General features: G+C 65.7%; 21 protein-coding genes. 11 read left to right on the top strand and 10 right to left on the bottom strand.

Going from position 1 to position 21,557, the window contains the following annotated elements:
• The first annotated feature begins 9 nt into the window (after window positions 1-9).
• From AC1VNX_RS24485 to AC1VNX_RS24455, 7 genes are all read left to right on the top strand, one after another.
• Window positions 10-1,254 (top strand): thiolase family protein, encoded by a 1,245-nt coding sequence (locus AC1VNX_RS24485; RefSeq protein WP_483160235.1) that lies wholly within the window; start codon window positions 10-12, stop codon window positions 1,252-1,254.
• 116 nt (window positions 1,255-1,370) lie between these two features.
• Window positions 1,371-2,156 carry an SDR family NAD(P)-dependent oxidoreductase gene (locus AC1VNX_RS24480; protein WP_483160234.1) on the top strand — a complete coding sequence of 262 codons (786 nt, stop codon included), beginning with the start codon at window positions 1,371-1,373 and terminating at the stop codon, window positions 2,154-2,156.
• A gap of 16 nt (window positions 2,157-2,172) precedes the next feature.
• A complete protein-coding gene (locus AC1VNX_RS24475) occupies window positions 2,173-2,976 on the top strand; it encodes an SDR family oxidoreductase (RefSeq protein WP_483160233.1) in 804 nt (267 codons plus the stop codon).
• A gap of 29 nt (window positions 2,977-3,005) precedes the next feature.
• The gene (locus AC1VNX_RS24470; RefSeq protein WP_483160232.1) at window positions 3,006-3,434 is read left to right on the top strand and encodes an SDR family oxidoreductase; all 429 of its coding nucleotides are present in this window, start codon (window positions 3,006-3,008) and stop codon (window positions 3,432-3,434) included.
• A 105-nt stretch (window positions 3,435-3,539) separates the two neighbouring features.
• Window positions 3,540-4,568, top strand: coding sequence for an NADP-dependent oxidoreductase (locus AC1VNX_RS24465; protein ID WP_483160231.1), 1,029 nt, complete (start codon window positions 3,540-3,542; stop codon window positions 4,566-4,568).
• The gene (locus AC1VNX_RS24460; RefSeq protein WP_483160230.1) at window positions 4,565-4,693 is read left to right on the top strand and encodes a hypothetical protein; all 129 of its coding nucleotides are present in this window, start codon (window positions 4,565-4,567) and stop codon (window positions 4,691-4,693) included. Before AC1VNX_RS24465 ends, AC1VNX_RS24460 begins: the two co-directional genes overlap by 4 nt.
• Window positions 4,694-5,055: 362 nt before the next feature.
• Window positions 5,056-5,808, top strand: coding sequence for an IclR family transcriptional regulator (locus AC1VNX_RS24455; protein ID WP_483160229.1), 753 nt, complete (start codon window positions 5,056-5,058; stop codon window positions 5,806-5,808).
• A 118-nt stretch (window positions 5,809-5,926) separates the two neighbouring features.
• Here the strand turns inward: AC1VNX_RS24455 and AC1VNX_RS24450 are convergent, their stop codons facing one another.
• From AC1VNX_RS24450 to AC1VNX_RS24410, 9 genes are all read right to left on the bottom strand, one after another.
• Window positions 5,927-6,661, bottom strand: a complete 735-nt coding sequence (locus AC1VNX_RS24450) for an OmpW/AlkL family protein (protein WP_483160228.1) — start codon at window positions 6,659-6,661, stop codon at window positions 5,927-5,929.
• A gap of 80 nt (window positions 6,662-6,741) precedes the next feature.
• The gene (locus tag AC1VNX_RS24445) at window positions 6,742-7,797 is read right to left on the bottom strand and encodes an alcohol dehydrogenase catalytic domain-containing protein (protein WP_483160227.1); all 1,056 of its coding nucleotides are present in this window, start codon (window positions 7,795-7,797) and stop codon (window positions 6,742-6,744) included.
• Window positions 7,798-7,816: 19 nt separating this feature from the next.
• Window positions 7,817-9,421: a bifunctional 3-(3-hydroxy-phenyl)propionate/3-hydroxycinnamic acid hydroxylase gene (locus tag AC1VNX_RS24440; RefSeq protein WP_483160226.1), complete on the bottom strand. Its 1,605-nt coding sequence runs from the start codon at window positions 9,419-9,421 to the stop codon at window positions 7,817-7,819.
• Window positions 9,405-10,358, bottom strand: a complete 954-nt coding sequence (locus tag AC1VNX_RS24435) for a fumarylacetoacetate hydrolase family protein (protein ID WP_483160225.1) — start codon at window positions 10,356-10,358, stop codon at window positions 9,405-9,407. Before AC1VNX_RS24435 ends, AC1VNX_RS24440 begins: the two co-directional genes overlap by 17 nt.
• Before the next feature lie 24 nt (window positions 10,359-10,382).
• Window positions 10,383-11,495, bottom strand: coding sequence for a VOC family protein (locus AC1VNX_RS24430; protein WP_483160224.1), 1,113 nt, complete (start codon window positions 11,493-11,495; stop codon window positions 10,383-10,385).
• Complete coding sequence (locus AC1VNX_RS24425; protein WP_483160223.1) at window positions 11,492-13,402, bottom strand: acyl-CoA synthetase; 1,911 nt, start codon at window positions 13,400-13,402, stop codon at window positions 11,492-11,494. The genes AC1VNX_RS24430 and AC1VNX_RS24425 overlap by 4 nt, the downstream gene beginning before the upstream one ends.
• Before the next feature lie 379 nt (window positions 13,403-13,781).
• Window positions 13,782-14,471, bottom strand: coding sequence for a TetR/AcrR family transcriptional regulator (locus AC1VNX_RS24420; protein WP_483160222.1), 690 nt, complete (start codon window positions 14,469-14,471; stop codon window positions 13,782-13,784).
• A 52-nt stretch (window positions 14,472-14,523) separates the two neighbouring features.
• On the bottom strand, window positions 14,524-15,537 hold the full coding sequence (locus AC1VNX_RS24415; RefSeq protein ID WP_483160221.1) for an NAD(P)H-quinone oxidoreductase: 1,014 nt from the start codon (window positions 15,535-15,537) through the stop codon (window positions 14,524-14,526).
• 49 nt (window positions 15,538-15,586) lie between these two features.
• Window positions 15,587-16,576 (bottom strand): Bug family tripartite tricarboxylate transporter substrate binding protein, encoded by a 990-nt coding sequence (locus tag AC1VNX_RS24410; RefSeq protein WP_483160220.1) that lies wholly within the window; start codon window positions 16,574-16,576, stop codon window positions 15,587-15,589.
• 145 nt (window positions 16,577-16,721) lie between these two features.
• On the opposite strand from AC1VNX_RS24410, the gene AC1VNX_RS24405 reads away from it, so the two are divergent.
• From AC1VNX_RS24405 to AC1VNX_RS24390, 4 genes are all read left to right on the top strand, one after another.
• Complete coding sequence (locus AC1VNX_RS24405) at window positions 16,722-17,279, top strand: VOC family protein (RefSeq protein WP_483160219.1); 558 nt, start codon at window positions 16,722-16,724, stop codon at window positions 17,277-17,279.
• On the top strand, window positions 17,272-18,783 hold the full coding sequence (gene mhpA, locus AC1VNX_RS24400) for a bifunctional 3-(3-hydroxy-phenyl)propionate/3-hydroxycinnamic acid hydroxylase MhpA (protein ID WP_483160218.1): 1,512 nt from the start codon (window positions 17,272-17,274) through the stop codon (window positions 18,781-18,783). The genes AC1VNX_RS24405 and mhpA overlap by 8 nt, the downstream gene beginning before the upstream one ends.
• Window positions 18,784-18,950: 167 nt before the next feature.
• Entirely contained in the window at window positions 18,951-19,799 is an 849-nt protein-coding gene (locus AC1VNX_RS24395) for a fumarylacetoacetate hydrolase family protein (RefSeq protein ID WP_483160217.1), read from the top strand.
• A 316-nt stretch (window positions 19,800-20,115) separates the two neighbouring features.
• Window positions 20,116-20,307, top strand: coding sequence for a hypothetical protein (locus AC1VNX_RS24390; protein WP_483160216.1), 192 nt, complete (start codon window positions 20,116-20,118; stop codon window positions 20,305-20,307).
• A 46-nt stretch (window positions 20,308-20,353) separates the two neighbouring features.
• On the opposite strand, the gene AC1VNX_RS24385 is transcribed toward AC1VNX_RS24390, so the two are convergent.
• Window positions 20,354-21,550, bottom strand: a complete 1,197-nt coding sequence (locus AC1VNX_RS24385) for an FAD-dependent monooxygenase (protein WP_483160215.1) — start codon at window positions 21,548-21,550, stop codon at window positions 20,354-20,356.
• Between the last annotated feature and the right edge of the window lie 7 nt (window positions 21,551-21,557).

Here is a 21,557-nt window from a genome sequence, read left to right as displayed (position 1 = left end):
ACTCTCGACATGAACGACATCTACATCGCTGGCATCGCAATGACCGTCTTCGGGCGACACCTGGAACGTCCGCTGGACAACCTCGCCCAGGAGGCGCTGGACGGCGCGCTGAAGGACGCGGGCTGCCAGGCCAGCGACATCGGCACCGCCTTCTACGCGGGTGCGACCAACGGTTATCTGCAGGGACAGATCCTGGTGCCCGGGCAGGTCGTGTTCGGCAAGATCGGCATCACGGGGATCCCGACCTTCAACGTCGAGGCCGCCTGCGCCTCCGGCAGCTCGGCCTTCCACTTGGCGATCCAATCGCTGCGCGCCGGCAGCACCGACGTGGCGCTGGCGCTCGGCGTCGAGAAGCTGAACATCCCCGACAAGGCCAAGATGTTCAGCGTCTTCCAGGGCGGCTGGGACGTGAGCCGCGCCGAGCAGAACCTGGCCGACATGCTGTCGCTGGGCGCCGGCGTGGAAGTGCCGCCGGGCTCCGAGTCGGACAAGCCGTACAGCGAAGTGATGCAGGTCTACGCATCGATGTGCCGCTACTACATGAAGACGTACGGCATCACGCAGCGCCAGGTGGCCGCCGTCTGCGCGAAGAACCACAACCATTCGGTGCACAACCCGTTCTCGCAGATCCGCAAGCCCTACACGATCGACGAGGTGCTGGCCGCGCCGCCGATCACCTACCCGCTGACGCTGCCGATGTGCGCGCCGGTGTCCGATGGCGCCTCGGCCGCCATCGTCTGCACCGGAGAAGGCCTCAAGCGCATCGGTGCCGACCGCAGCCGCTGCATCAAGGTGGCCGCCAGCGTGATGCGCAGCTTCACGCACCGCCGCATTGACCAGGTCGAACTGGCCGCGGGGCGCCTGGCAGCGCAGCAGGCCTATGAGATCGCCGGCGTCGGCCCTGACGACATCGACGTGGCCGAAGTGCACGACGCCTCGGCGATGGGCGAAATCATCCAGGTCGAAAACCTGCAGTTCGTGGCCCCCGGCGAAGGCGGTCCGGCGGCCGAACGCGGCGAGTTCACGCACGGTGGCCGCCTGCCGGTCAACGTCTCGGGCGGCCTCGAGTCCAAGGGCCACCCGCTCAGTGCCACCGGCATCGGCCAGCTCTTTGAACTGGTGACGCAGCTGCGCGGCGAGGCCGGCGCACGCCAGGTGGAAGGCGCCCGCATCGCGCTGCAGGAAAACGGCGGCGGCCTGGCGGGGGTGGAAGAAGCCGTCGTGGCCGTCAACATCCTGAGCAAGGCGTCGTGAGCTCCGTGAGCTCAGTGGGCGCCGCGGGGTTGTTCGAGGTCTGCTGATCCGGCAGATAGCAGTCCTCTCAGGAACGCGTGAAGAAGATTTCGATGACGGACAGAAAGGAGACAAGCGTGAAGTTGAACAACAAGGTAGCACTGGTCACCGGTGCCGGCTCAGGCATCGGCCGCGCCACGGCACTGCGCCTGGCGGCCGAAGGCGCAAGCGTCATCGTCGCCGACGTGCAACGCAGCAGCGCCGAGCAGACCGCGGCATTGCTGCGCGAGCAGGGCGGGCGCGCCAGCGTCGAAGTGTTCGACGTGGCCCAGGACGCCGGCTGGGCCGGTGCGATCGAGCGTTCGGAGCAGGCCTTCGGTGCGATCCACATCGTCTGCAACATCGCCGGCATCACGTCGCCGGTCGACTTCGAGGAGCTGTTGCTGGAGAAGTGGAACCGCGAGCTGGCGGTAAACCTCACCGGCGTGTTCCTCGGCTGCCAGCACGGCGTGCGAGCCATCCGGCGCAGTGCCCAGGCGGGCGCCATCGTCAACCTGGGCTCGGTGTCGGGGCTGCGCGGCGTGCCGAGCACGGCGGGCTACTGCGCGACCAAGGGCGGCGTCAGGACGCTGACGCAGGCCGTGGCCATGCACTGCGCCCAGAAGGGCTACCCGATCCGCTGCAACGCCGTCCATCCGTCGTATGTCGACACCGCGATGTTCGATCCGGCCCTGCCGCTGTTCGGCGATCGCGAGACCATGCTCAACGCGTTCGCACAGGACATCCCGCTGGGACGCGTGGCAACGCCCGATGACGTCGCTCGCGCCGTCGTGTTCCTCGCGAGCGACGACAGCGCAATGGTCACCGGCACCGAGCTGATCGTCGATGGCGGGCACACCGCCCGACTTCCCACTCACTTTTGATCTTCACGAGATGAACATGAAAAAGACCCCGGAAAATACAGGCCGCGTGGTCGGGAAGACGGCGCTCATCACCGGCGGCGCTTCGGGCATCGGCGAAGCGATCGTGCGCATGATGTGCGCGCAGAGCGCGTCGGTGTTCATCACCGACATCGACGATGCCCGCGGCGAGCAGCTGGCGCGCGACACCGGTGCCCGCTATTGCCATCATGACGTGACGAAGGAGAGCGACTGGGCGCAGGTCATGGCCACCATCGGTGCTGCCGGGCCGCTGCACATCCTCGTCAACAACGCCGGCATCGGCTTCCTGAACGGATTTGCCGATCCCGAGCACACCTCGCTCGCGGAATGGCGCGAGATGCTGCGCATCAACGGCGAAGGGGTGTTCCTGGGTTGCCGCTACGGCATCGAGGCGATGAAGGCCCACGGCGGTGCGATCGTCAACATGTCCTCGATCGCGGCGCTCACGCCGGTGCCGCAGCTGGCGCCGTATGGCTTCTCGAAGGCCGGCGTCGCGCAGTACACGCGTTCGGTGGCTTCGTACTGCCTGCAGTCGGGCTACCGCATCCGCTGCAACTCCGTGCATCCCGGGCTGGTGCAGACGCGGCTGCTCGACGGGCTGTTCTCGACGCTGTCGCCCCAGGTCGGGGCCCCGCCGGAAGCCCTGCGCGAGGCCTTCCTGTCGCGCATCCCGATGCGCGAGTTCGGCACCGCCGACGACGTCGCTCACGCGGTGCTGTACCTGTCCAGCGATGAGGCGCGCTACTTGACCGGCACACGGCTCGTGGTGGACGGCGGCATCGAGTTGACACACGGCTCCTGAGGCAGGCGGATCCCCAACAGACGACAAGTATGAGGACGAACAAGACCCGAGAAACGCGTCCCGTCGTCGTCATCACGGGCGTTTCCTCCGGCATCGGCCTTGCCATTGCCGAAGACCTGATGCAGCGCGGCTACCTCGTCCGCGGGGCCGTGCGCCGGCTCGCCGATGCCGACGGGCTGGCGAGGTGCTGGGGCGAGGCCTTCGTGCCGCTGGTGTTCGACATGACCGACCGGGACGCGCTGAACCAGGCGGTGACGCAGGTCGACGCGGGCAAGGTCTTCGATGTCAACGTCTTCGGGCTGCTGGCGGTGACCCGCGCCTTCCCGCCAGCGCTGGGCGCGCGTCGCGGCGGCACCGGGCCGAAGCGCCGATGTCCGTCGTGCTGGAGGCCGTGCGGCACGCCCTTGAGTCGGCACGGCCGCGCGTCCGTTATCCGCTCGACAAGGCGTGGCACATAGGGCGCTGGATGCCCGATGACGCCTTCGACAAGGCCCTTTTCAAGATGCCCGGCGTGAATGCCGAGTGACGGCGAGCAGACACTGACAACCACCAAGGAGATAGACGTGACCCAACCCATCAACCGCCAATGGCTCATGAGCCGACGCCCCGTCGGCGACCTGACCCCGGACGACTTCCAGTACAAGGAAGGCCCGGTGCCCGAACCGGGCGAAGACGAAGTGCTGCTGCGCACGCTGTACTTCGGCTTCGACGCGACCCAGCGGCTCTGGATGACCGAGGACGGCGGCTACATGCCGCCGCAGGCCCCCGGCACGCCGGTGCGCACGATGGGCATCGGCCAGGTCGTCAGATCGCGCCACCCCGACTACAAGGAAGGCGACCTGGTCGACGGCTTCATGACCTGGGAGGATTACTTCGTGGTGCGGCCGGGCGGCCCGATGCCGCTGCGGGTGCTGCCCAAGGCGAACTACCCGCTGTCGTGGAATCTGGGCATGTTTGGCGTGGGTGGCCTGACGGCCTACTTCGGCACGGTGGATCAACTGCGCGTGCAGCCGGGGGACACGGTGGTGGTCTCGGCCGCCACCGGGGCCACCGGGCACGTGGTGGGAGGCATCGCCAAGGCCTTGGGCGCGAAGAAGGTGATCGGCTTTGCCGGCGATGCCGACAAGTGCCGCTGGATCGTGGAGAGCGGCCACTACGACGCAGCGATCAACTACAGGACGGACGACATCCCCGCGCGGCTGCGCGAGGTGTGCCCGGACGGCGTCGATGCCTACTACGACAACGTCGGTGGCGACATCCTCGACGAAATGTTCCTGCACATGAAGCAACGCGGGCGCATCGTGGTCTGCGGTGCGATGTCGCAGGGCTATGCGGACCTGAATTTCCAGGGGCCGAAGAACTACGGCAGGATCGTCACGCAGTTGCTGCGTGTCGAAGGCGTGCACCTGTTCTACTTCGCCGACCGGCTGGACCAGGGCGCGAAGCAGCTCGCCGAATGGGTGCAACAGGGCAAGCTGCGCGTCGAGGAGGACGTGCACGAAGGCTTCGAGAAAGCGCCAGCCCTCCTGATGTCGGTCTTCACGGGCAAGAAGCCGGGCAAGCTCATATTGAAGGTGGGCGACCCGGCATGAAGCATGGGGGTGCCGGCGAGCGAGTCTGTGTCGTGCTGCTGATCCTGGTCATCGCAGCAGGAGTGTTCGCTCTCGTCTCCATCGTCGGCAGCATGCCCTGGTCGCTTCTCGGCCGCACGATGTGAATCAGCAATGAAAGAAGTCATCAAGGTGGAGTTCAATGCGGACGAGAAGTGCATCACGTTACGCAGATTCACGCTGCCGCAGGGGCCGTCTGCTGAGAATGCTTCCAGCCAGTCCGCGCATGCTAGCTTCGGTCGACTGCTTCGCAGCGGGTAATGTCAGTCGAACCGCGCGGTTCGGTGACTGCTATTGCCGAGTTCGGCCATTCTCAGCTCGTCCATTGCGTCTTCCAGGTGCCGACAACGCGCAGGCGGCGATACTCAGGTTAGGCCGACATATTGTCGGCGGCGCGCGCATGGGGCACGATCCGGATCGCATCTCGCAATACCTCCCTGCCGCGCCATGACATCCTGGAGAAATTTGCGTGCCGGAAAAATCCATGTCCAGCTTGGGACGCATGTTGGGAGTTCTCGATCTTTTCGACGACACGCACCTGACGCGCACTGCGGACGATATTTCGGCGGCACTGGACGTGTCGCTGCCAACGGGCTATCGCTATGTGCGGATGCTGCTCGAAGCCGGTCTTCTGCAACGTGTCGAGGATTCGCACTACGCACTGGGACCTCGCATCATCCTGCTCGACCACTACATCCGCAAGGCGGACCCGGTGTTGCGCGAGGGCATTCCGGTGATGCGCGAACTGGTCGCAGCGACCGGGTTCGACTGCGTCATCTCCGGCCTCTTCGGGATGCAAGTACTCGACACGCATCGCGAGATGGGCGGGGCTCCGGCCACCCTCGCCTATGGGCGTGGACGGCCCCGTCCGTTGTTTCAAGGCGCGGCACCAAAGGTCTTGCTGGCCAATTTCACGCCGGCTCAATTGCGCAAGGTCTTCGACGCTCGCCACGACGAGATCGTTCGCAGTGGATTGCCCGCGGATTGGAGCGAATTCCGGCGTGGCTTTGCGGCGATCCGCAAGGCAGGCCACTACGTATCGATCGGTGAACTCGAGCCGCAGCTTGCGGCGGTGGCCGCGCCGATATTGAAAACCGACGGTGGCGCATGGGCTGCGATCTCGCTGGTTTTCGACACCTCGCGCCTGGCCATCGTCGATCTCGAAAAGATCGTTCACCTGATCACCGAGGGCGCGTCGCGTATCGGAGGCCGGCTGGCGTAGATCAGCTACGGCGCAGCGTTCAGCCGACCTGTTGTCGGCCTGCGCAGTCTCTTCGAAACCGGCACGACGAACTCTGGCTGAGACCTGGTCCAGGACTCGGCCAGGGAACATCAACTCACTAGAACCGGTACCCGACGGAGAGAAAACTCACGATCGGGTTGATCTTCGCCTTGGTTGTCGAAATCACATCCCCCACGTTCGACCTCGTCGTAAGGGTTGCCCGTGTGCTCAGCCGGGTGTACGAGACAGACAAGCCCAGTGACCAGTGTTCGTCGATGTTGTAGTTGACGCCCAGACTCACCACTGGTGCGATCGAGTTGGTGAACGATGCACTGGTCGGTCCTTCGAGCAGCGATCCGCGTGTCGGATCGCGCAGAAAGGCCCCACTGGAGATCGAGTTCGCGAGCTCGACCTTGCTCAGTTTCACGTATGAAAGGCCGGCCCCGACAAACGGGCGGAGTTTGGCCGATGAGTCGAGAAAATGGTACTGCAACAGCAGTGATGGACTGACGATCTCCGCGCTGCCGACTTCACCCAGTCGCTCCAGCGTGCCTTTGCCGATCAGACGAAGACGAGGCGGCTTGGCGATTGCGGTTTCGAGGGCGAAGTTGTCGGTCAGGAAGTAGGTTGCCGTGATGCCGAATGTGTCGGCATTGCCCACTTTCGATGAGCTTCCTTGCACCGTCGTCGACTGCCCGAGCGCCGTGACTGTCAACGGGCTGCCCGAAGACTGGGGCGCGACATGGAACCAGCCGGTTCCAATCTTCCACTGTCCGGCGGACTGGGCGTGGGCCCAGCCCATCGAACACAAAAGCATCGTGAGTGCCACGGTGCTCTTTCTTTGCATCTTCATTGTCTTGTCTCCTGATGATTGGCTTTTTGAGGAAGGGCAGGATCGTTCCGTCCGACGGGTCTTCGGACGGCTCGGTGTTCCTACCGGGGGGCGGGACTGCGGGGGAAAAGATGGACCAGCGTCTTGCCTGGAGTGCGCAACTCGGCGTTGTCCGAAAACTCGGCGGGAAGTGCTGCGGCAAGGAGTGCGCGTTGCACAACCGATTGCGCTCCAGGAGTCGAAAAGAAATCGACCACCGTCGCCAGTGCCTTCGGGTCCTCGCGAAACAGCACTTGGCTATAGCGGACGTTGTTGAGCAACGCGCCAGCCTTTCGCCGAGCGAGATCTACACCGGCACGCAGCAAACCCGGAACGACACCATGCTGTGTGACGAGGCCCAATGTGGGTGTGATCACCGTGGCGTACGCGCGTCGGCCATCAGTGCGTTGCAATGCCGCCAGCAATGGATCCGCTCGCCGGTCGCTTCCTTCCGAGTCCGGCGTGGCGAAATTGACCACGCTGTCGGCCGGCAACACCCGCAGGCCAAACGCTTCCTCGTAGTCCATCGTCTGTGATGCACCGAGTTCCTTCAGCCAGGCGTGATTGCGTCTGGAACACACTGCAGTCACCTGGGCGCCCCAGCGGGCGGCAATCTGCACCGCGATTGTTCCGAGTCCTCCACTGGCCCCGTGGATCATGAGTCGCCGCCCCTGCGACCCTGCAGGGTCCAGATCTGCGGCCCACAGCGCCTGTACGGCGGTCGAACCCGCATAGCCGATGACGGCCGCGGCATCGTTCGCCAGGGCGTCGCTGATGGCACAGGCGCAAGAGCTCGGAATCGTGACCTGTTCTGCGTAGGTGCCGTCGCGGCGAGGTGAGACGGCAAGAACAACACGCTGGCCCACGTGCAGATGCCGTACTGCGGAGCCGATCGCCGTGATCATGCCGACCCCGTCGCGACCCAGGATCCGCGGAAAGTGTCCGCGGGGATTCACGAGCGCCGATCCGTAGCCTTTGACAAGAAGGCGGTCGATCGGATTGATCGAGCTCGCTGCCATCTCCACCCGGATTTCCGTGGGCGCCAGCGTGGACGCCGGGAAAATCTGCACGGCGGAGAGACGGGAATGCGCGCGATCGGCAATTGCGTAGGCCAGCACAGTGCTATCTCATTCAGGTTCAAGAAGTCGCGGCGTCGAGCAGGGCGAGTGTTTCGTCGACAAGGCGAAGCGATTCATTCACCGGTCCGTCGTGCAGCACCGTCCTGTCCGGACGCACTACCGCGGCCCACCCATAGGGGGCGGCGTCCGGGATCAGTGCGTTGCTGAAGTCCTCGTAGCTGTGTTCGCCGCGGTGCAGAGCTTCGCCGCGCAGGCAGAAGTGGACGATGTTGCCGCCGCGAGCGACCCATCTGCGACGTGCGCCTTCGTCGAGATGGGCGGCGGGATCGAGCCCGAATCCGACGAGCGTGAGGTCTTGGCCCAGGGCGTCGTCGCTCAAAAGGTATTTGCCGTCAGCCTTGCGCACCACGCCTTGCGGCAGCAGGTCGCCATGGGCCAGCTTCGTACCTCTTGCTGGTACGAAGAGCCCTTTGGCGAAGCGGTTCTGCGGCTTTATCTCCAGTTCCTCGAGGTAGCCGCGCAAGCCGGGGATGAAGCGCAAAAGGCGAGAGGTGCCGTGCACCGCGATGGCCATGAGCGCGTTGCGCGGCATCACCAGACGGCCCATGAATTTGGCGAGGCCGATCATTTCCCGTGCGTGGGGCCGGCGTTCCTGGTCGTAGCTTTCCAGGATGGCTGGCGATGCATGGCCTCGTACGACCCACGCCAGCTTCCAGGAAAGGTTGGCTGCATCGCGCAAGCCGGCAACCAGTCCTTGGCCTGCAAAAGGTGGGGTGATATGTGCGGCATCTCCCGCCAGGAACACGCGACCTTTCGAGAAGCGCTCGCAAGACCTTGCATGGAAGCGATACACCGCCTGGCGCTCGATCCGCATCTCCCGGCCCTTGCTCCAGGGAGCGAGCAGGGCGCGAATGGACTCGGGGCTTTCGATCTGCGCGCGCGTTTCGCCTGGGCGCAGCATGAACTCCCAACGTTCACGACCGCCCGGTGCCACCATGTGCGGCGTGGGCCGGCGATGGTCGCAGAGAAACTCGACATGGTCGATAGGCCGAGGCACATCGAGCGCATCCACGATGAGCCAGTCCTGCGCGTAGGTTTTTCCGCCGAAGTCCTGGGCGATGGCTCTGCGCACGATCGATCCGGCACCGTCGGCGCCCACGAGGTAGCGAGCGTGTACGCTGGCGGTGCTTCCGTCGGAACACGAGAGCGTGGCTTCGACCCCGTTCTGTGTTTCATGGAAGGAGGTCAGCTCCGTTGCCGGCATGAACTTCACATGAGCGAATTCCGCGGCCTTGTCGCGCAGGGCGCGCTCCAGATCGGGCTGGTAGAAGGTCACCAGCTTGGGATGGCCATTGACACTGCCGCTGGTATTGACGCGTGCAAACTCGCCGACGTACGGACAGTGCATGCGCACGTGCGGAATGGCGATCGTCGGGAACGCGCCTTCCTCGAGGCCGGTGAGCTGCAGGATGCGAAGCGCTTCGTTGTCGAGTGCGATGGCGCGAGGCGCGAGATAGATCTCGCCGGCTTTGTCGATTGCCAGCGCGCGCACGCCATAGCGTCCAAGCAGGCAGGCAAGTGCTGCGCCGACGGGACCGTAGCCGACAATCAGCACGTCCACATCGGGCAGTGAAGCAGAGGGGGCTTTATCCGTCGATGCCAACGCGCTGCTCCCCAAGGTCGATGACGCGGTCGGCACTCGCGATGGTCGCGGCCACGGTGTCGCCCGGCTTCAGGTATTGAGGACGTCGGCCCTGCGTCCGCTTGAAGACTGCCCAGAGCTTCTTTTCGTTCAACAGCAGCTGCATCACCCGACGCAGGAACGGTGGAGGCACGCGCAGCGCGCAGCCGGAGGGGGTTCCGGTCAGCAGCAGATCGCCCGGGGCCACGTCGCTGAAGGTCGAGAGCTCCGTGATGGTTTCGGCGGGCTTGTAGACCAGGTTCGCCGTGCTGTCCTGCTGGCGCACCTCGCCGTTGACCGTCAATGTCAGCGTCAGTTGATCCAGGTATCGGAAGTCGGAGGGCTCCAGCACCGCAAGATATGGCCCGACCGGGCAGAAGCCGCGATAGCTCTTGCCCTTGAAGAACTGCATCTGTGGCAGCTGGACATCGCGCGCGGAGATGTCGTTGGCGATGACCAGGCCGAACACGTATTTGTGCAAGTCGCCGTCAGTGACAGTCACCGGCCCGGTGATGGCGGTCTTGAACACCAGGCCGAGCTCGATCTCGTAGTCGAGCAGTGAAACGTGGGCGGGGCGACGTACTTTGCCAGTCGGCGCATTGAGCGAGCAATCGGACTTCTCGAAGAACATGTTGAAGCTCTTCTCGTCCGGGTTCAGACCCGATTCGATCATGTGCTGGCGATAGTTCGCCCCTTGACACAAGAGCCTTGCTGGCGCGGTCACGGGCGACAGGAGCCGCACGTCGGCGTAAGGCAGCGATGGGGACTTCCCATGCGCGGCGCGCCAGTCGGCTTCGCCCGATGCGATGAGTTCGGCCGTGCTGGCGTATGAACCTGTCATGGGCGAAATGCCGTGGACATGTGCCACGCCCCAGCAGGCTTGGTCGTCATGCAGGTAGTGGACGAGATTGATGGCCATAGAGTCGGTTCCGGAAAAAGTTGCTCAGCGCGGGCGGGGTTTGCGGAAACGCCGACCGGCCCAGGAACGGGGAGGCAGGGAGAAGACCTTCTTGATGGCGGCGAGCCGGGAAAGCCGGAAATCGGGGCGAGTGCGCAGGCCGCGAATCACATCGGCCAGCATCGACAGCGACGGACGAGCCTCGATGAAATGACCGGGCATGTCCGGCCCCCACTGGTACATGGAGCCCTTGCCTGTCTCGTGGTACCGGGTGGGATAGTGGCTGTCGAAAACATCGCCGTCCGCGTAGTGCTCCACGGGAAAGCCGGAGGGGTCGTAGTGGTAGTTGAAAACCTGGGAGCCGAGAACATGGCGTCCGATGCCCCAGTTGTGTACCCAACCCTTCTGCTGCAGCCATTGGCCTCCCAGTGCCACAGCATCGAGGTCCAGCGTTTCGAATGCCGCGTGATCGTATTGATCGCGCGGACCGCTGGCGATCACCAGGGAGTGGTGGTCGCTCGGAATGCTCCCGCGGTCGCAGCGCAGAAAGGCAATGACGGCTTCGCGGGTTGCTGGAAGCACTTCGACGTCGCTCGCGATCAGTCCGAAGTTCTGCACGTACCAGTTGGCGTTGCGTGCGAATTCCTGGCGCTGCATCACGAGGTGACCAAGGCGGAAGACTTCCGCCGGGGCCGCGATGCAAGGCTGTGGCGCGTTGACGCGTCGCTTGTCACCAGGCATGTTCCACGCGCGCGGCGGCCGATGGGGCAGCACTGGCAGTTCGGCCAGGCCGTGCACGACTTCGACTCGCATGCCCGAGGGATCTTCAAGTCTTACGATCTGGCCGCCGCCCGGCTCCGTCGACGCACAGACCTGTTCACCGTGGGTTTGCGCGAGCGTGGCCAGATCGGCGGCACTCGAGGCGCGCAGGCCCAGCGACAGAAAGCCGTCGTGCCCGGTGCGCTCGATGATCACGACGTGGTGAGCAGCCAGGACCCCGCGCAAATAGATGGCATCGGCCGTGCGCGCTGACACCTGCAGTCCGAAGTCGACAAAGTAGCGCTCGGCCTGATCCAGGTCGCTACGCCCGAAGCGCAGCCACGCAATATCCTCGACCTTGATCACCGGCCTCTCGGCACGCGGCTGGAATACGGTCATGACGCGAGCTCCGTGGCAAAGGCATAGGCCGCCAATGCCTGCTTGAGCGCGCCGGCATTTCGGCCGGCCTGGATCTTCGCGAGCAGCCCGCGTTGCGGATGCTGGAAAACGTCGAGCGCGATCAGTTCCGCGTCCGTGTCAGTGGCATGGCCGCGCACCACGTCCTCGATCTCGCGCATCGACAATGCAGGCTTGAAGATCTTGCCCACGGCGGTGACCGGCAGCGCTTCGAGCACTCGAACGTGTCGCGGCCATGCTGCGCGCTCGCGAACGTTCTCCATGGCAAACGCCATCAGTTCCTCGGAAGTGGCACTTGCGCCGGGTTTGAGCTGCACGTAGACCACCGGCACTTCGCCTGCGTGGGCATCCGGCCGACCGATGGCCGCCGCGAGCGCAACCGCGGGGTGAGTGTGCAGCGGTGCCTCGATCAGCGCGGGATCGATGTTGTGACCGCCGCGGATGATCAGTTCCTTCTTGCGTCCGGTGAGCCAGAAGTAGCCGTCCGAATCCTGACGCGCCATGTCTCCTGTATGGAGCCAGCGCGCGCCATCCCGCTCGATCCAGATACCTTGGTTGTGGCGAGGGTCCAGATAGCCTGCGAAAACGTTGGGCCCGTGGATCGCGAGGACACCCACTTCATCGAACGCCGCATCGCGCAGGTACGTGCCGTTGTCGTCGACGATCAGCACGCGCATGTCCTGGTATGGAAAACGCAATCCGATCGAACCGATGCGAGGTGAGCCGAAAGGTGGATTGGCACTGGAAGCGCAGGCACCTTCGGTCAGCCCGTACGCCTCGAGGATGCGAGTCCCGGTTTGTGCGACGAAGGTGCTGAACAGTGCCTGCGGCATCGGCGCTGCGCCGCACAGTGCGAAGTCGAGGCTCGACACGTCGTGCGATTCGATCGGCGTTTGCAGCAGTGCAGAGAACACGGTAGGGACACCCGAGAAGGCGTTGACCCTGTAGTGGGCGACGATCGCCCAGAACCTTGCGAGCACGCCTGGCCCACGATAGCCCTGTGGCGTGCCCATCACGACATGCGCGCCATTGCCCAGCGGTGCCAGGCCGGTGACGAGCTGGCCGTTGACGTGAAAGAGAGGAAGGCCGCAGAAGATGGTGCGTCCGGGAGCGAAGCCTCCTTCCACGAAGATCGACATCGCCCATGCGTCGAAGGCTTCTGAGAAATGCGTGCGCGTGGCGATCTTCGGCAGGCCGGTCGTGCCACCGGTACAGAAGTAGGAGGCAATCTGATCGGGGCGTGGAGGCTCGAATTCGAGCCGATCGTCCCTGACGGTACGCAGGGCGCTTTTGAAGTCGAGGATCGGTATATCGAGCCCCGGTACACGCGGCCTCCGCACCCGGGACATCGCCCTCAGGGCAAGGCCGCGGCCGCCACTCACGTACGGGCCCATGCTGATGGTGAGGATGCCGCGCAGGCCATTCACCTTCCGGGCCGCCGAGGAGGCTTTCTCCCAAAGATCTGTACCTGGTGTGGGCTCCAGTGTGACCAGCCAGCGTGCCCGAGCTGCGTTCAGCAACTCCGCGATCTGCTCCGACTCCAGGAGCGGGTTGATGGCAAAGACGATGCCTGCGGCTTCGCCGCCCCAGATGACGAAATGAGTTTCCGGCAGATTGGGTAGTACGAAGGCCAGGACATCCTCGCGCCCGATGCCGATGCTGCGAAACAGGTTGGCCGCCTGGGTGATCCTGCGCAAGAGGTCTTCATGATTCCAGACGTGTGGCCGATCAAAGTGCTCGGCATCGAAGAAGAACGAAAGCGCGGGCTGCCCAGGTGCACTCAACGCGCCTTGGCGAAGCATTTCGTACGGTGTTTGCGGCACTGAACGCTGTGCCAGTGGCACGGATTCGATGTGCAGCACATCGGCAAGGGAAGCGATGGACGACATGGCTGGTTCTGCAGGCGATGAGGTTGTCTCTGCCTCAATTGAACAGTAATGTTCAATTTGAGTCAATAGGGTTCAATCGATTGGCGATTGATCGCCTGTCGGATAAATGCGGCGATGCCGCACCGAGCGAGGCAGGCAAGCGGGGCCCAGGGGGGATGCGCCGCGCGGAGGGCGCGCTACTCCGACGGCAATGGCTGCGACGGAGCTAACTCAATGGTGGCGAGTCGGCGCGCTTCGTCGGGCGGAACGCCGAGTGCGCGCAGCACCAGTTCAGCGGCGTCCGATCCCGCATCGCGCCAAGTCCGCTCAGCGGACAAAGGACGCACGAGAGGCTTCAGGAAGGGGCGCCTTGTGGCGCAAGAGGGCTCGTCGACCGGTGCTACGGCAACGGCAGCAGCGGAGGCAGCTCCGCGGCAGCGAGTTTTCTCGCTTCATCTGGCGGAATGCCCAGTGCCCGCAAGACGAGTTCGGCAGCATCCGTACCCGCTTCGCGCCAGGTTCGGTGGCCGTCTTGCACCAGGAACATGGCCGCCAGGCCGGCGCCGGCGAGCAGCGCGATAGCGGATGTGATTTGTTCCGGCCGAATCGAATATCGGCCCCGCGTCATCGCGTCCATGACATCCGTCATGGGTTGTCCACCCCACATCCCCTTGAGCGATGCATGGCTGAACGAAAAGCGCGTGAGGAAACGCCCCCAGCTCGGCTCTTCATGAGCCCTCCTCACGAAAAAACGCAAGCCACACGCCATCCGCAGCACGGGGTCCGAGATACCGGCAGAGCTGAGTGCCACGCGCTGATGCATTTCGGCAGTGAGTTGCGTGGCCACGCTTTCGAACAGAGTGTCCGGAGACTCGAGGTTGTTGTAGATCGTGCCTCGGGCAATACCCGCAGCTTGCGCGAGTTCACTCACCGTGATTCGGGTGTCACCTTTTTCCGCGAACAGTTGCAGTGCGGCGCGGTGAATACGTTCTTGAGCAGGGTTCACGTTCTCTTCAATGGGCGAAATGCCCAGAATTGAACGCGAGTGTTCAACCCGTGTCAACGGATGCCGAGTCGCGTTGCGAGCCATGCGTTGCCCCGTTGGCGCACGATGGCAGGCACAGGCCTGTGACGGCCGGACGTCAGGGCGCCATCACCGCCAGCACCAGCTTGCCCATCGCCTGCCCCGATTCGAGGTGCGCATGGGCTCGGGCCGCCTGCGCCAGACCGAAGACTTCGCTCACCCAAGGGCGCACCCGGCCGGCCGCAACGAGGGGCAGCACCACCGCCCGCAGGCGCTCGGCGAGCAGCGCCTTTTCCGCCAGCGGCAAGGGTCGCAACAGCGATCCGGTGATGCGCAACTCCTTGGCGAGGATGGGGCGCAGCGGTGCGACAAAGTCAGCGCCGTCGCCGGGCGACAGATGCACCAGCCGGCCCCGGCGTGCCAGCACCTGCACATTGCGCGCGGAATGCGCCGCGCCGGCCATGTCCAACACAACGTCCACGCCCCGGCGCTGGGTCCAGTCGATCGCGGCCTGTGCCCAGTCCTGTGTGCGGTAGTTGAAGGCGGCCTCTGCGCCCAGGGCCCGCGCTTCGGCCGCCTTGGCGTCGGTGCCGCAGGTCACGGCCACGCGATGGCCCAGGCAGCGCAGCAGCTGGATGGCCAGACTGCCCACGCCGCTGGTGCCGCCGTGGATCAGCACCGTTTCGTCCGGCCCCAGGGCGGCGACGCCGAAGAAGTTGTGCCACACGGTGAAGAGTGCCTCGGGCAGCGCGGCGGCGGCCTGCAGATCGAGTCCGGCCGGTACTGCGAAGGTGAGCGCGGAATGTGCCACCACCCGTGTGGCGTAACCGCCGCCGTCGATGAGCGCGCATACCGAATCGCCCACGCACAGACCCTCGGCGCGCGCGCCGGCCCAGCGCACGGTGCCGCTCACTTCCAGCCCGGGCACATCGCTGTGCGCGGGCGTTGGCCCCCGCCGGCGCTGGTTGCAGTCGTGCCGGTTGACCCCGGCGAAGGCGACGTCGATCAGCACCTCGTCTGGCGCCGGCTCGGCCAGAGGGAGGCCCTCGGTCCACTGCAGAACCTCCGGCCCGCCAGGTGCGGTGATCACGATGGCGTCGGCCCGCAGGTCGCTGGTCGAGAGATATGCCATCCATCAGACTCCGATGGAAATACCGAGAGGCACGGGCATCTCGGGCCTCTCAGTCCAGCCTGACGCCTGCGGCACGGATCACCTTGCCCCACATGGCGCGGTCGGCCTGGATGAAGGCGGTGAACTCTGCTGGCGTGTTGCAGCGCAGCTCGCCGCCGTAATCGCGCCACTTCTTTGCCAGCTCGGGCGACTGGCACACCTTGGCCATCGCGGCGCTCAGCTTTTCCAGGATGGCCGGTGCCGTGCCGGCCGGTGCCAGCAGGCCCTGCCAGGCAATGGGCGTGTAGTCGGGCAGGCCCTGCTCTGCAAAGGTGGGCACGCTGGGGAAGCTCGGGTGCCGCTCGCGGCCGGTGATGGCCAGCAGCTTGAGCTTGCCTGCCTGCACGTTGGTGGCTGCGGCTGGCAGGCCGTCGAACATGAGCTGGATCTGGCCGGCCAGCAGGTCGGCATATGGGCTGTTGCTGTTGTAGGGCACCAGGTTCGACTTCACGCCGGCCTCCCTGTTGAACCACGCTGCCGACAGGTGCGAATAGCTGCCGATGCCCTGCGTGGCCACGTTGATCGATTCGGGCTTGGCCTTGAGCTGCGCGATCAGCTCGCGCGCGTCCTTGGCCTGCACCGAGGGCGTGGCGATCAGTCCGGTGTTGAGCACACCCAGCAGGCTGATGGGCGCGAAGTCGCGCTCGGCATTGAAGGGCAGCTTGCCGTAGAGATGCGGCACCACCGACAGCGAACTCGTGGTGCCGATGTAGAGCGAGTAGCCGTCGTTGGGCGCCTTGGCCGCCACCTCGGTGCCGATGATGTTCGAGGCGCCCGGACGGTTCTCCACATAGAAGGACTGGCCCAGGATCTTCGTCAGCTCCGCCGCCAGCTCGCGGGCGTTGGCGTCGGGGCCGCTGCCCGCGGGGAAGGGGGCAATGATGCGCACGGGCTTGGTGGGGTAGTCGGGCTGGGCACTGGCGGCGGTGCCCGACAGCGCCAGCGCTGCCGCCAGCGGGAAGGCCGCGGCCGCCGCGACGATCTTTTGGATGGGGGTCATGAATGTCTCCGTTTGCGAATGCGGGCAGGCTGCACGCGGGCGGATCATACGAAAAACATTCAAATTATCAAAATAAGATAATTAAGATATTATTTGTTCTTCGAAGCCAGACAAGCTGCGCTCAGTTATCGAAGGACGACAATCCATGCCACCCAACTCCCCCCTCCAGCTGCAGTTCAGCCATATCGGCCTGTATGTCACCGACCTGGACCGCATGGCCGGCTTCTACAAGCGCGCCCTGCGATTCACCCAGACCGACGCGGGCGACCTGGGCCCGGTGCAGCTGGTCTTCCTCAGCCGCGACCCGAACGAGCACCACCAGCTGGTGCTGGCCACCGGCCGGCCCGCGGACATGGCCTTCAACGTGGTCAACCAGCTGTCCTTCCGGGTGCCCGACCTCGCGACGCTGCGTGCCTTCCATGGCCGGCTGCTGGACGAAGGCGTCACGGACATGCAACCCGTGACGCACGGCAACGCGGTCTCGGTCTACTGCCGCGACCCGGAGGGCAACCGCCTGGAGCTGTTCATGGATACGCCCTGGTACTGCGACCAGCCACTGCGCGAGCCGATCGACCTGGCCCAGTCCGACGAGGCCATCCTGGCGCGGGCCGAAGCCATCGCGAAGCGCTTCCCCAGGTTCATGAGCCGTGCCGACTGGCAGGCCGAGGTCGCACGCCGCATGCAGGAAGACCAGCATGTCTGAGCGGCCGCCCGTGTACGACGTGGCCATCGTGGGCCTGGGGCCCACCGGCGCCACGCTGGCCAACCTGCTGGGTGCGGCCGGTCGCTCGGTGCTGGTGATCGAGAAGGAGGCCGGCATCTTTCCGCTGCCGCGGGCCATCCATTACGACGGCGAGGTGCTGCGCATCTTCCAGGCGGCGGGACTGCGCGAGCAGGTGCTGGCGATCTCGCGGCCGGGCACGCAGGGCATGCATTTCGTCAACGGCGCGGGGCAGACCCTGCTGATCCGCGGCGGGACCGCGGCGCTGGGGCCGCACGGCTGCGCCAACAACTACTACTTCCACCAGCCCGAGCTGGAAGCCGTGCTGCGCGAAGGCCTGGCTCGTTTTCCACAGGTGGACGTCCGGCTGCGGACCACGCTGAGCGCCATCGAAGTGGACGGCGACGGCGCGACGCTGCACTGCCGCGAGGGCGACAGCTACGGCAATGGCGGCCCGGCGTTCGAGGCCCGCGCGCGCTGGGTGGTCGGCTGCGACGGCGCCCGCTCGCCGGTGCGCGAGCACATCGGCAGCCCGATGGTCGACCTCGGCCTGCGCCAGCCCTGGCTGGTGTTCGACGTGGTGCTGAACGAGGCGCTCGACCTGCCGCTGCACACGGTGCAGCACTGCGATCCGCATCGGCCCATGACCTACTGCAACGTGGTGGGCGATCGCCGCCGCTGGGAAATCATGGTGCTGCCCGACGACGACCGCGAGGCGCTGGTGCAGCCCGACAGTCTCTGGAAGCTGGTGGCCCCATGGGTCAGCCCCGCGCAGGCGCGGCTGGAGCGCGCGGCCATCTACACCTTCCATTCGGTGATCGCCGACGGCTGGCGCCAGGGCCGGCTGTTCCTGGCGGGCGATGCCTGCCACCAGACGCCGCCCTTCCTGGGCCAGGGCATGTGCGCGGGCATCCGCGATGCCTCCAACCTGGCCTGGAAGCTGGACGCGGTGATCGCCGGCCGCGCTCCCGAATCGCTGCTCGACACCTACGAATCCGAGCGCAAGCCGCATGTGCGCGCACTGATCGAACTGGCCGTGCGCCTGGGCGGCATCATCCAGACCACCGACCCGGCCGCAGCGGCCGAGCGCGATGCGCGCTTCGCCGAGGGCGAGCCCGAGGTCTTCGAACTGCCGCCGCAGCTGCTGGGCCAGGGCGCCTTCGACGCGCAGCAGCAGGAACTGGCCGGCCGCCCCTTTCCCCAGCCGCGCCTGGACGACGGCCGCCTGCTGGACGAGCTGCTCGGCCGCCGAAGCGCCGTCATCGGCCGGCGCGAGCTGCTCGCGCGCGCGGCCCCGGCCACCGCCGAGCGCTGGGCCCGCAGCGAGGCCCTCGTCATCGACCGGCCCGACGCCCAACTCGACGCGTGGCTGCGCAGCCACGAGGCGCAGGCCGTGATCCTGCGGCCCGACCGCTACATCGTCGGCGTGGCGCGCACACAGGCCGAGCTCGACCGCATCTCCCAGCACCTGCCGGTGGCGCCATGACGATCCACGCCGCCGTGATCCGCCCGGTCCGTCTTCCTTGCGTTCGATCTTTCGCGCCGGGCGAGCCTCGACCCCGAAAAAAGTCCGCCCGACCACGGTGGCCGCGACGCGGCGCCCGGGTCGGCCGGCCTGCAACCTTCCACCTTCTCTATCCCAAAGGAACCACCATGAAACTCATCAGCTACCAGTACAACGGCCAGGACAGCTACGGTGCCGTCGTGGGCGACCGCGTGGTCGACCTGCGCGAAGCCTTCGGCGCGCAGGCGCCGGACCTCAAGGCCTTCATCGCCGCGGGCCTGGCCGCCACGGCGGCCGCGCATGTCGATGCCGCGCATGCCACCTTGCCGCTGTCGGAGGTGCGTCTGCTGCCGGTCATTCCCAACCCCGGCAAGATCTTCTGCATCGGCCTGAACTACGGCGAGCACATCCGCGAGACCGGCAAGGAGGTGACCGAGAAGCCCGTGATCTTCCTGCGCGTGGCCGATTCGCAGCTGGCCCACGGCGAGGACATCGTGCGCCCCCGCGTCTCCGAGCGGCTGGACTACGAGGGCGAGATCGCCATCGTCATCGGCAAGGGCGGCCGGCACATCGGCGAGGCGGAATCGTGGTCGCACATCGCCGGCTACAGCTGCTACAACGACGGCAGCGTGCGCGACTGGCAGCTGCACACCTCGCAATGGGCGCCCGGCAAGAACTTCTGGAAGACGGGCGCCTTCGGCCCCTGGATGGTGACGGCCGACGAGATCGCGCCCGACCAGAAGATGACGCTGATCACCCGCCTGAACGGCCAGGAGATGCAGCGCGCCACCACCGACATGATGGTGCACAGCATCCCGCGCCAGATCGCCTACATCTCGGCCTTCGTCCCGCTGGAGCCCGGCGACGTGATCGTCACCGGCACACCGGGTGGCGTGGGCAACAAGCGCACGCCCCAGGTGTTCATGAAGCCGGGCGACGTGTGCGAGATCGAGGTGGATGCCATCGGCGTGCTGCGCAACGGCATCCGCGACGAATGATCGGTGAGTGACGTCGCCGCCATCCTGGCGCTCGAAGAGCGCCGACGCATCGGCATGCTCGCCACCGAAGCGACGAAGGAGGGAATTCGCGTGACTTTCGAAGGCGAGCAACTGCGCATGCAGCCCGCGGCTGCTGGCGTCGTTGGCATCACCGCTGAGCAGCAGGTGCAGCCACAGCTCGCCGGGGACCGCCGCGCGCAAGGTATCCGCACCGGTCATCTCTCCGGCATCGGTAACCGCGTCGATCCGGTAGTACCAAGTGCCCTGGCCGGGATCGTCGGTGTGGGTGCGCGGTTCGGTGACAGGCGCGAGGGTCATGAACGGACCGTTCGGCGAAGCCGCGCGCTGCACGAGGTACTGCGAAGGGCCTGCGGTGCTCGACAAGAACATCCTGCGGCATCGAGATGCACGCCGACGTGCGGGCGTGCACATCGACGCGGACCTGATGAGTGTGGCTTATGCAAAGGCGAAAGCGAGCGCTGGAGCGCCTCTGAAAATGAGCGGCTGATTTTCATTTTCAGAAGTCGCGAAGCAAGCGATACGGTGCGTGCTGCTCACTGCGTCTTGACACCGGCGGGCGCGGTCACAAGGCGCGTCGCGAGCAATAGCGCCTCGCGCTGCATCGCCGGACTTTGGTTCAGCTGCCGCAGGCGGGAGATGTCGGCCGCGCGGCGGTTGGGGTCGGACTCCGTCAGCCGGCGCTTGTTCTCGGACGCCGCGGGAGAGGTCACGTTCACGAAGACGTCGCGCCGCTCCTGCGCATACGCATCCAGCACGCTCTCCTGGGCCCGGCCGTGGACGACCGCGGCCAACGCGTGCCCGAGGTGCACGGCGTCGAGCAGGCCGGAGGTGAGGCCCAGCCCTCCGCAAGGATTGGTGATGTGGGCCGCGTCACCTGCGAAAAGGACGCGGCCCACGCGGAATCGGTCGATGACCCGCTGGTGGACGCGATACGGCGCGATGCGGTCGATGCGGCAGTTCCCGTCACCTGGCAACAGCCGCGCAAGCCGCTCGGGCGCGCGCTTCCTGACCTCTTCTTCCGACAGCGCCGCGTCTTCGCCGTAAGTGACTCGCCAGCCGCTGCGTTTGTCCAGGATGGGGATGATCGACCAGTCCACCGGGTCCAGGACGAAGTTGGCACGGGCATAACCGTGCTGCTCGAAGTCGTAGTGCAGGTTCACGGCGACAAAACGCTCCGGCCAGGTGAACCCCTTGCACTCCAGGCCCAGCGCTTCGCGCACCCCGCTGCGGCCGCCATCGGCGCCGATGACCCAGCGGGCGCGCAGCGTGGAGCGACCCGCGGGAGTTTCCACGTCGACATCTGCCTTGTCTGCTTCCTGGCGGATCGCAACCACGCGGTGGTTCCAGCGCACCTGCGCCTGACCGGTGCTCATGAGGTGGCGCAGCGCGATGTCCGCGAGGAGGTCCTGTCCCAGGTGGAGGTTGTACGGATACTTCGTGTCCCGCGCGATCACGGACATGTCGAACCGGGCCAGCACGGTTCCGTCGGCCTGCCGGAACTGGTAGTCCTGCTTCAGCATGCCCTGCTTGCGCGCGTCGTCCAGCAATCCCAGCCGATCCAATGCCTCCACGGTCGGTGAGTGGTAAACGATCGCTCGCGGGGAGCGGATGATGTCGGCCTCGGCCTCCAGCAGCGTCACCGGGATGCCGGACCGTGCCAGGATCAACGCAGTGACGAGGCCCACGGGCCCTGCTCCGGCGACGACGACGCCTTCGATCTCTTCGATCATTCGAATC

The sequence above is a fragment of the Variovorax sp. TLI9-5A genome (assembly GCF_056867935.1).
Note: the sequence above shows the minus strand (reverse complement) of the source record. Positions and strands in the feature narration are given on the sequence as shown.

Excerpts from the sequence above, each read along its gene's own strand:
- AC1VNX_RS24485 (WP_483160235.1), top strand. The coding sequence starts at position 10 with ATGAACGACATCTACATCGCTGGCATCGCAATGACCGTCTTCGGGCGA.
- AC1VNX_RS24475 (WP_483160233.1), top strand. The coding sequence starts at position 2,173 with ATGAAAAAGACCCCGGAAAATACAGGCCGCGTGGTCGGGAAGACGGCG.
- AC1VNX_RS24470 (WP_483160232.1), top strand. The coding sequence starts at position 3,006 with ATGAGGACGAACAAGACCCGAGAAACGCGTCCCGTCGTCGTCATCACG.
- AC1VNX_RS24460 (WP_483160230.1), top strand. The coding sequence starts at position 4,565 with ATGAAGCATGGGGGTGCCGGCGAGCGAGTCTGTGTCGTGCTGCTGATC.
- AC1VNX_RS24450 (WP_483160228.1), bottom strand. The coding sequence starts at position 6,661 with ATGAAGATGCAAAGAAAGAGCACCGTGGCACTCACGATGCTTTTGTGT.
- AC1VNX_RS24435 (WP_483160225.1), bottom strand. The coding sequence starts at position 10,358 with ATGGCCATCAATCTCGTCCACTACCTGCATGACGACCAAGCCTGCTGG.
- AC1VNX_RS24430 (WP_483160224.1), bottom strand. The coding sequence starts at position 11,495 with ATGACCGTATTCCAGCCGCGTGCCGAGAGGCCGGTGATCAAGGTCGAG.
- AC1VNX_RS24425 (WP_483160223.1), bottom strand. The coding sequence starts at position 13,402 with ATGTCGTCCATCGCTTCCCTTGCCGATGTGCTGCACATCGAATCCGTG.
- AC1VNX_RS24420 (WP_483160222.1), bottom strand. The coding sequence starts at position 14,471 with ATGGCTCGCAACGCGACTCGGCATCCGTTGACACGGGTTGAACACTCG.
- AC1VNX_RS24415 (WP_483160221.1), bottom strand. The coding sequence starts at position 15,537 with ATGGCATATCTCTCGACCAGCGACCTGCGGGCCGACGCCATCGTGATC.
- AC1VNX_RS24410 (WP_483160220.1), bottom strand. The coding sequence starts at position 16,576 with ATGACCCCCATCCAAAAGATCGTCGCGGCGGCCGCGGCCTTCCCGCTG.
- AC1VNX_RS24405 (WP_483160219.1), top strand. The coding sequence starts at position 16,722 with ATGCCACCCAACTCCCCCCTCCAGCTGCAGTTCAGCCATATCGGCCTG.
- mhpA (WP_483160218.1), top strand. The coding sequence starts at position 17,272 with ATGTCTGAGCGGCCGCCCGTGTACGACGTGGCCATCGTGGGCCTGGGG.
- AC1VNX_RS24395 (WP_483160217.1), top strand. The coding sequence starts at position 18,951 with ATGAAACTCATCAGCTACCAGTACAACGGCCAGGACAGCTACGGTGCC.
- AC1VNX_RS24390 (WP_483160216.1), top strand. The coding sequence starts at position 20,116 with ATGAACGGACCGTTCGGCGAAGCCGCGCGCTGCACGAGGTACTGCGAA.
- AC1VNX_RS24385 (WP_483160215.1), bottom strand. The coding sequence starts at position 21,550 with ATGATCGAAGAGATCGAAGGCGTCGTCGTCGCCGGAGCAGGGCCCGTG.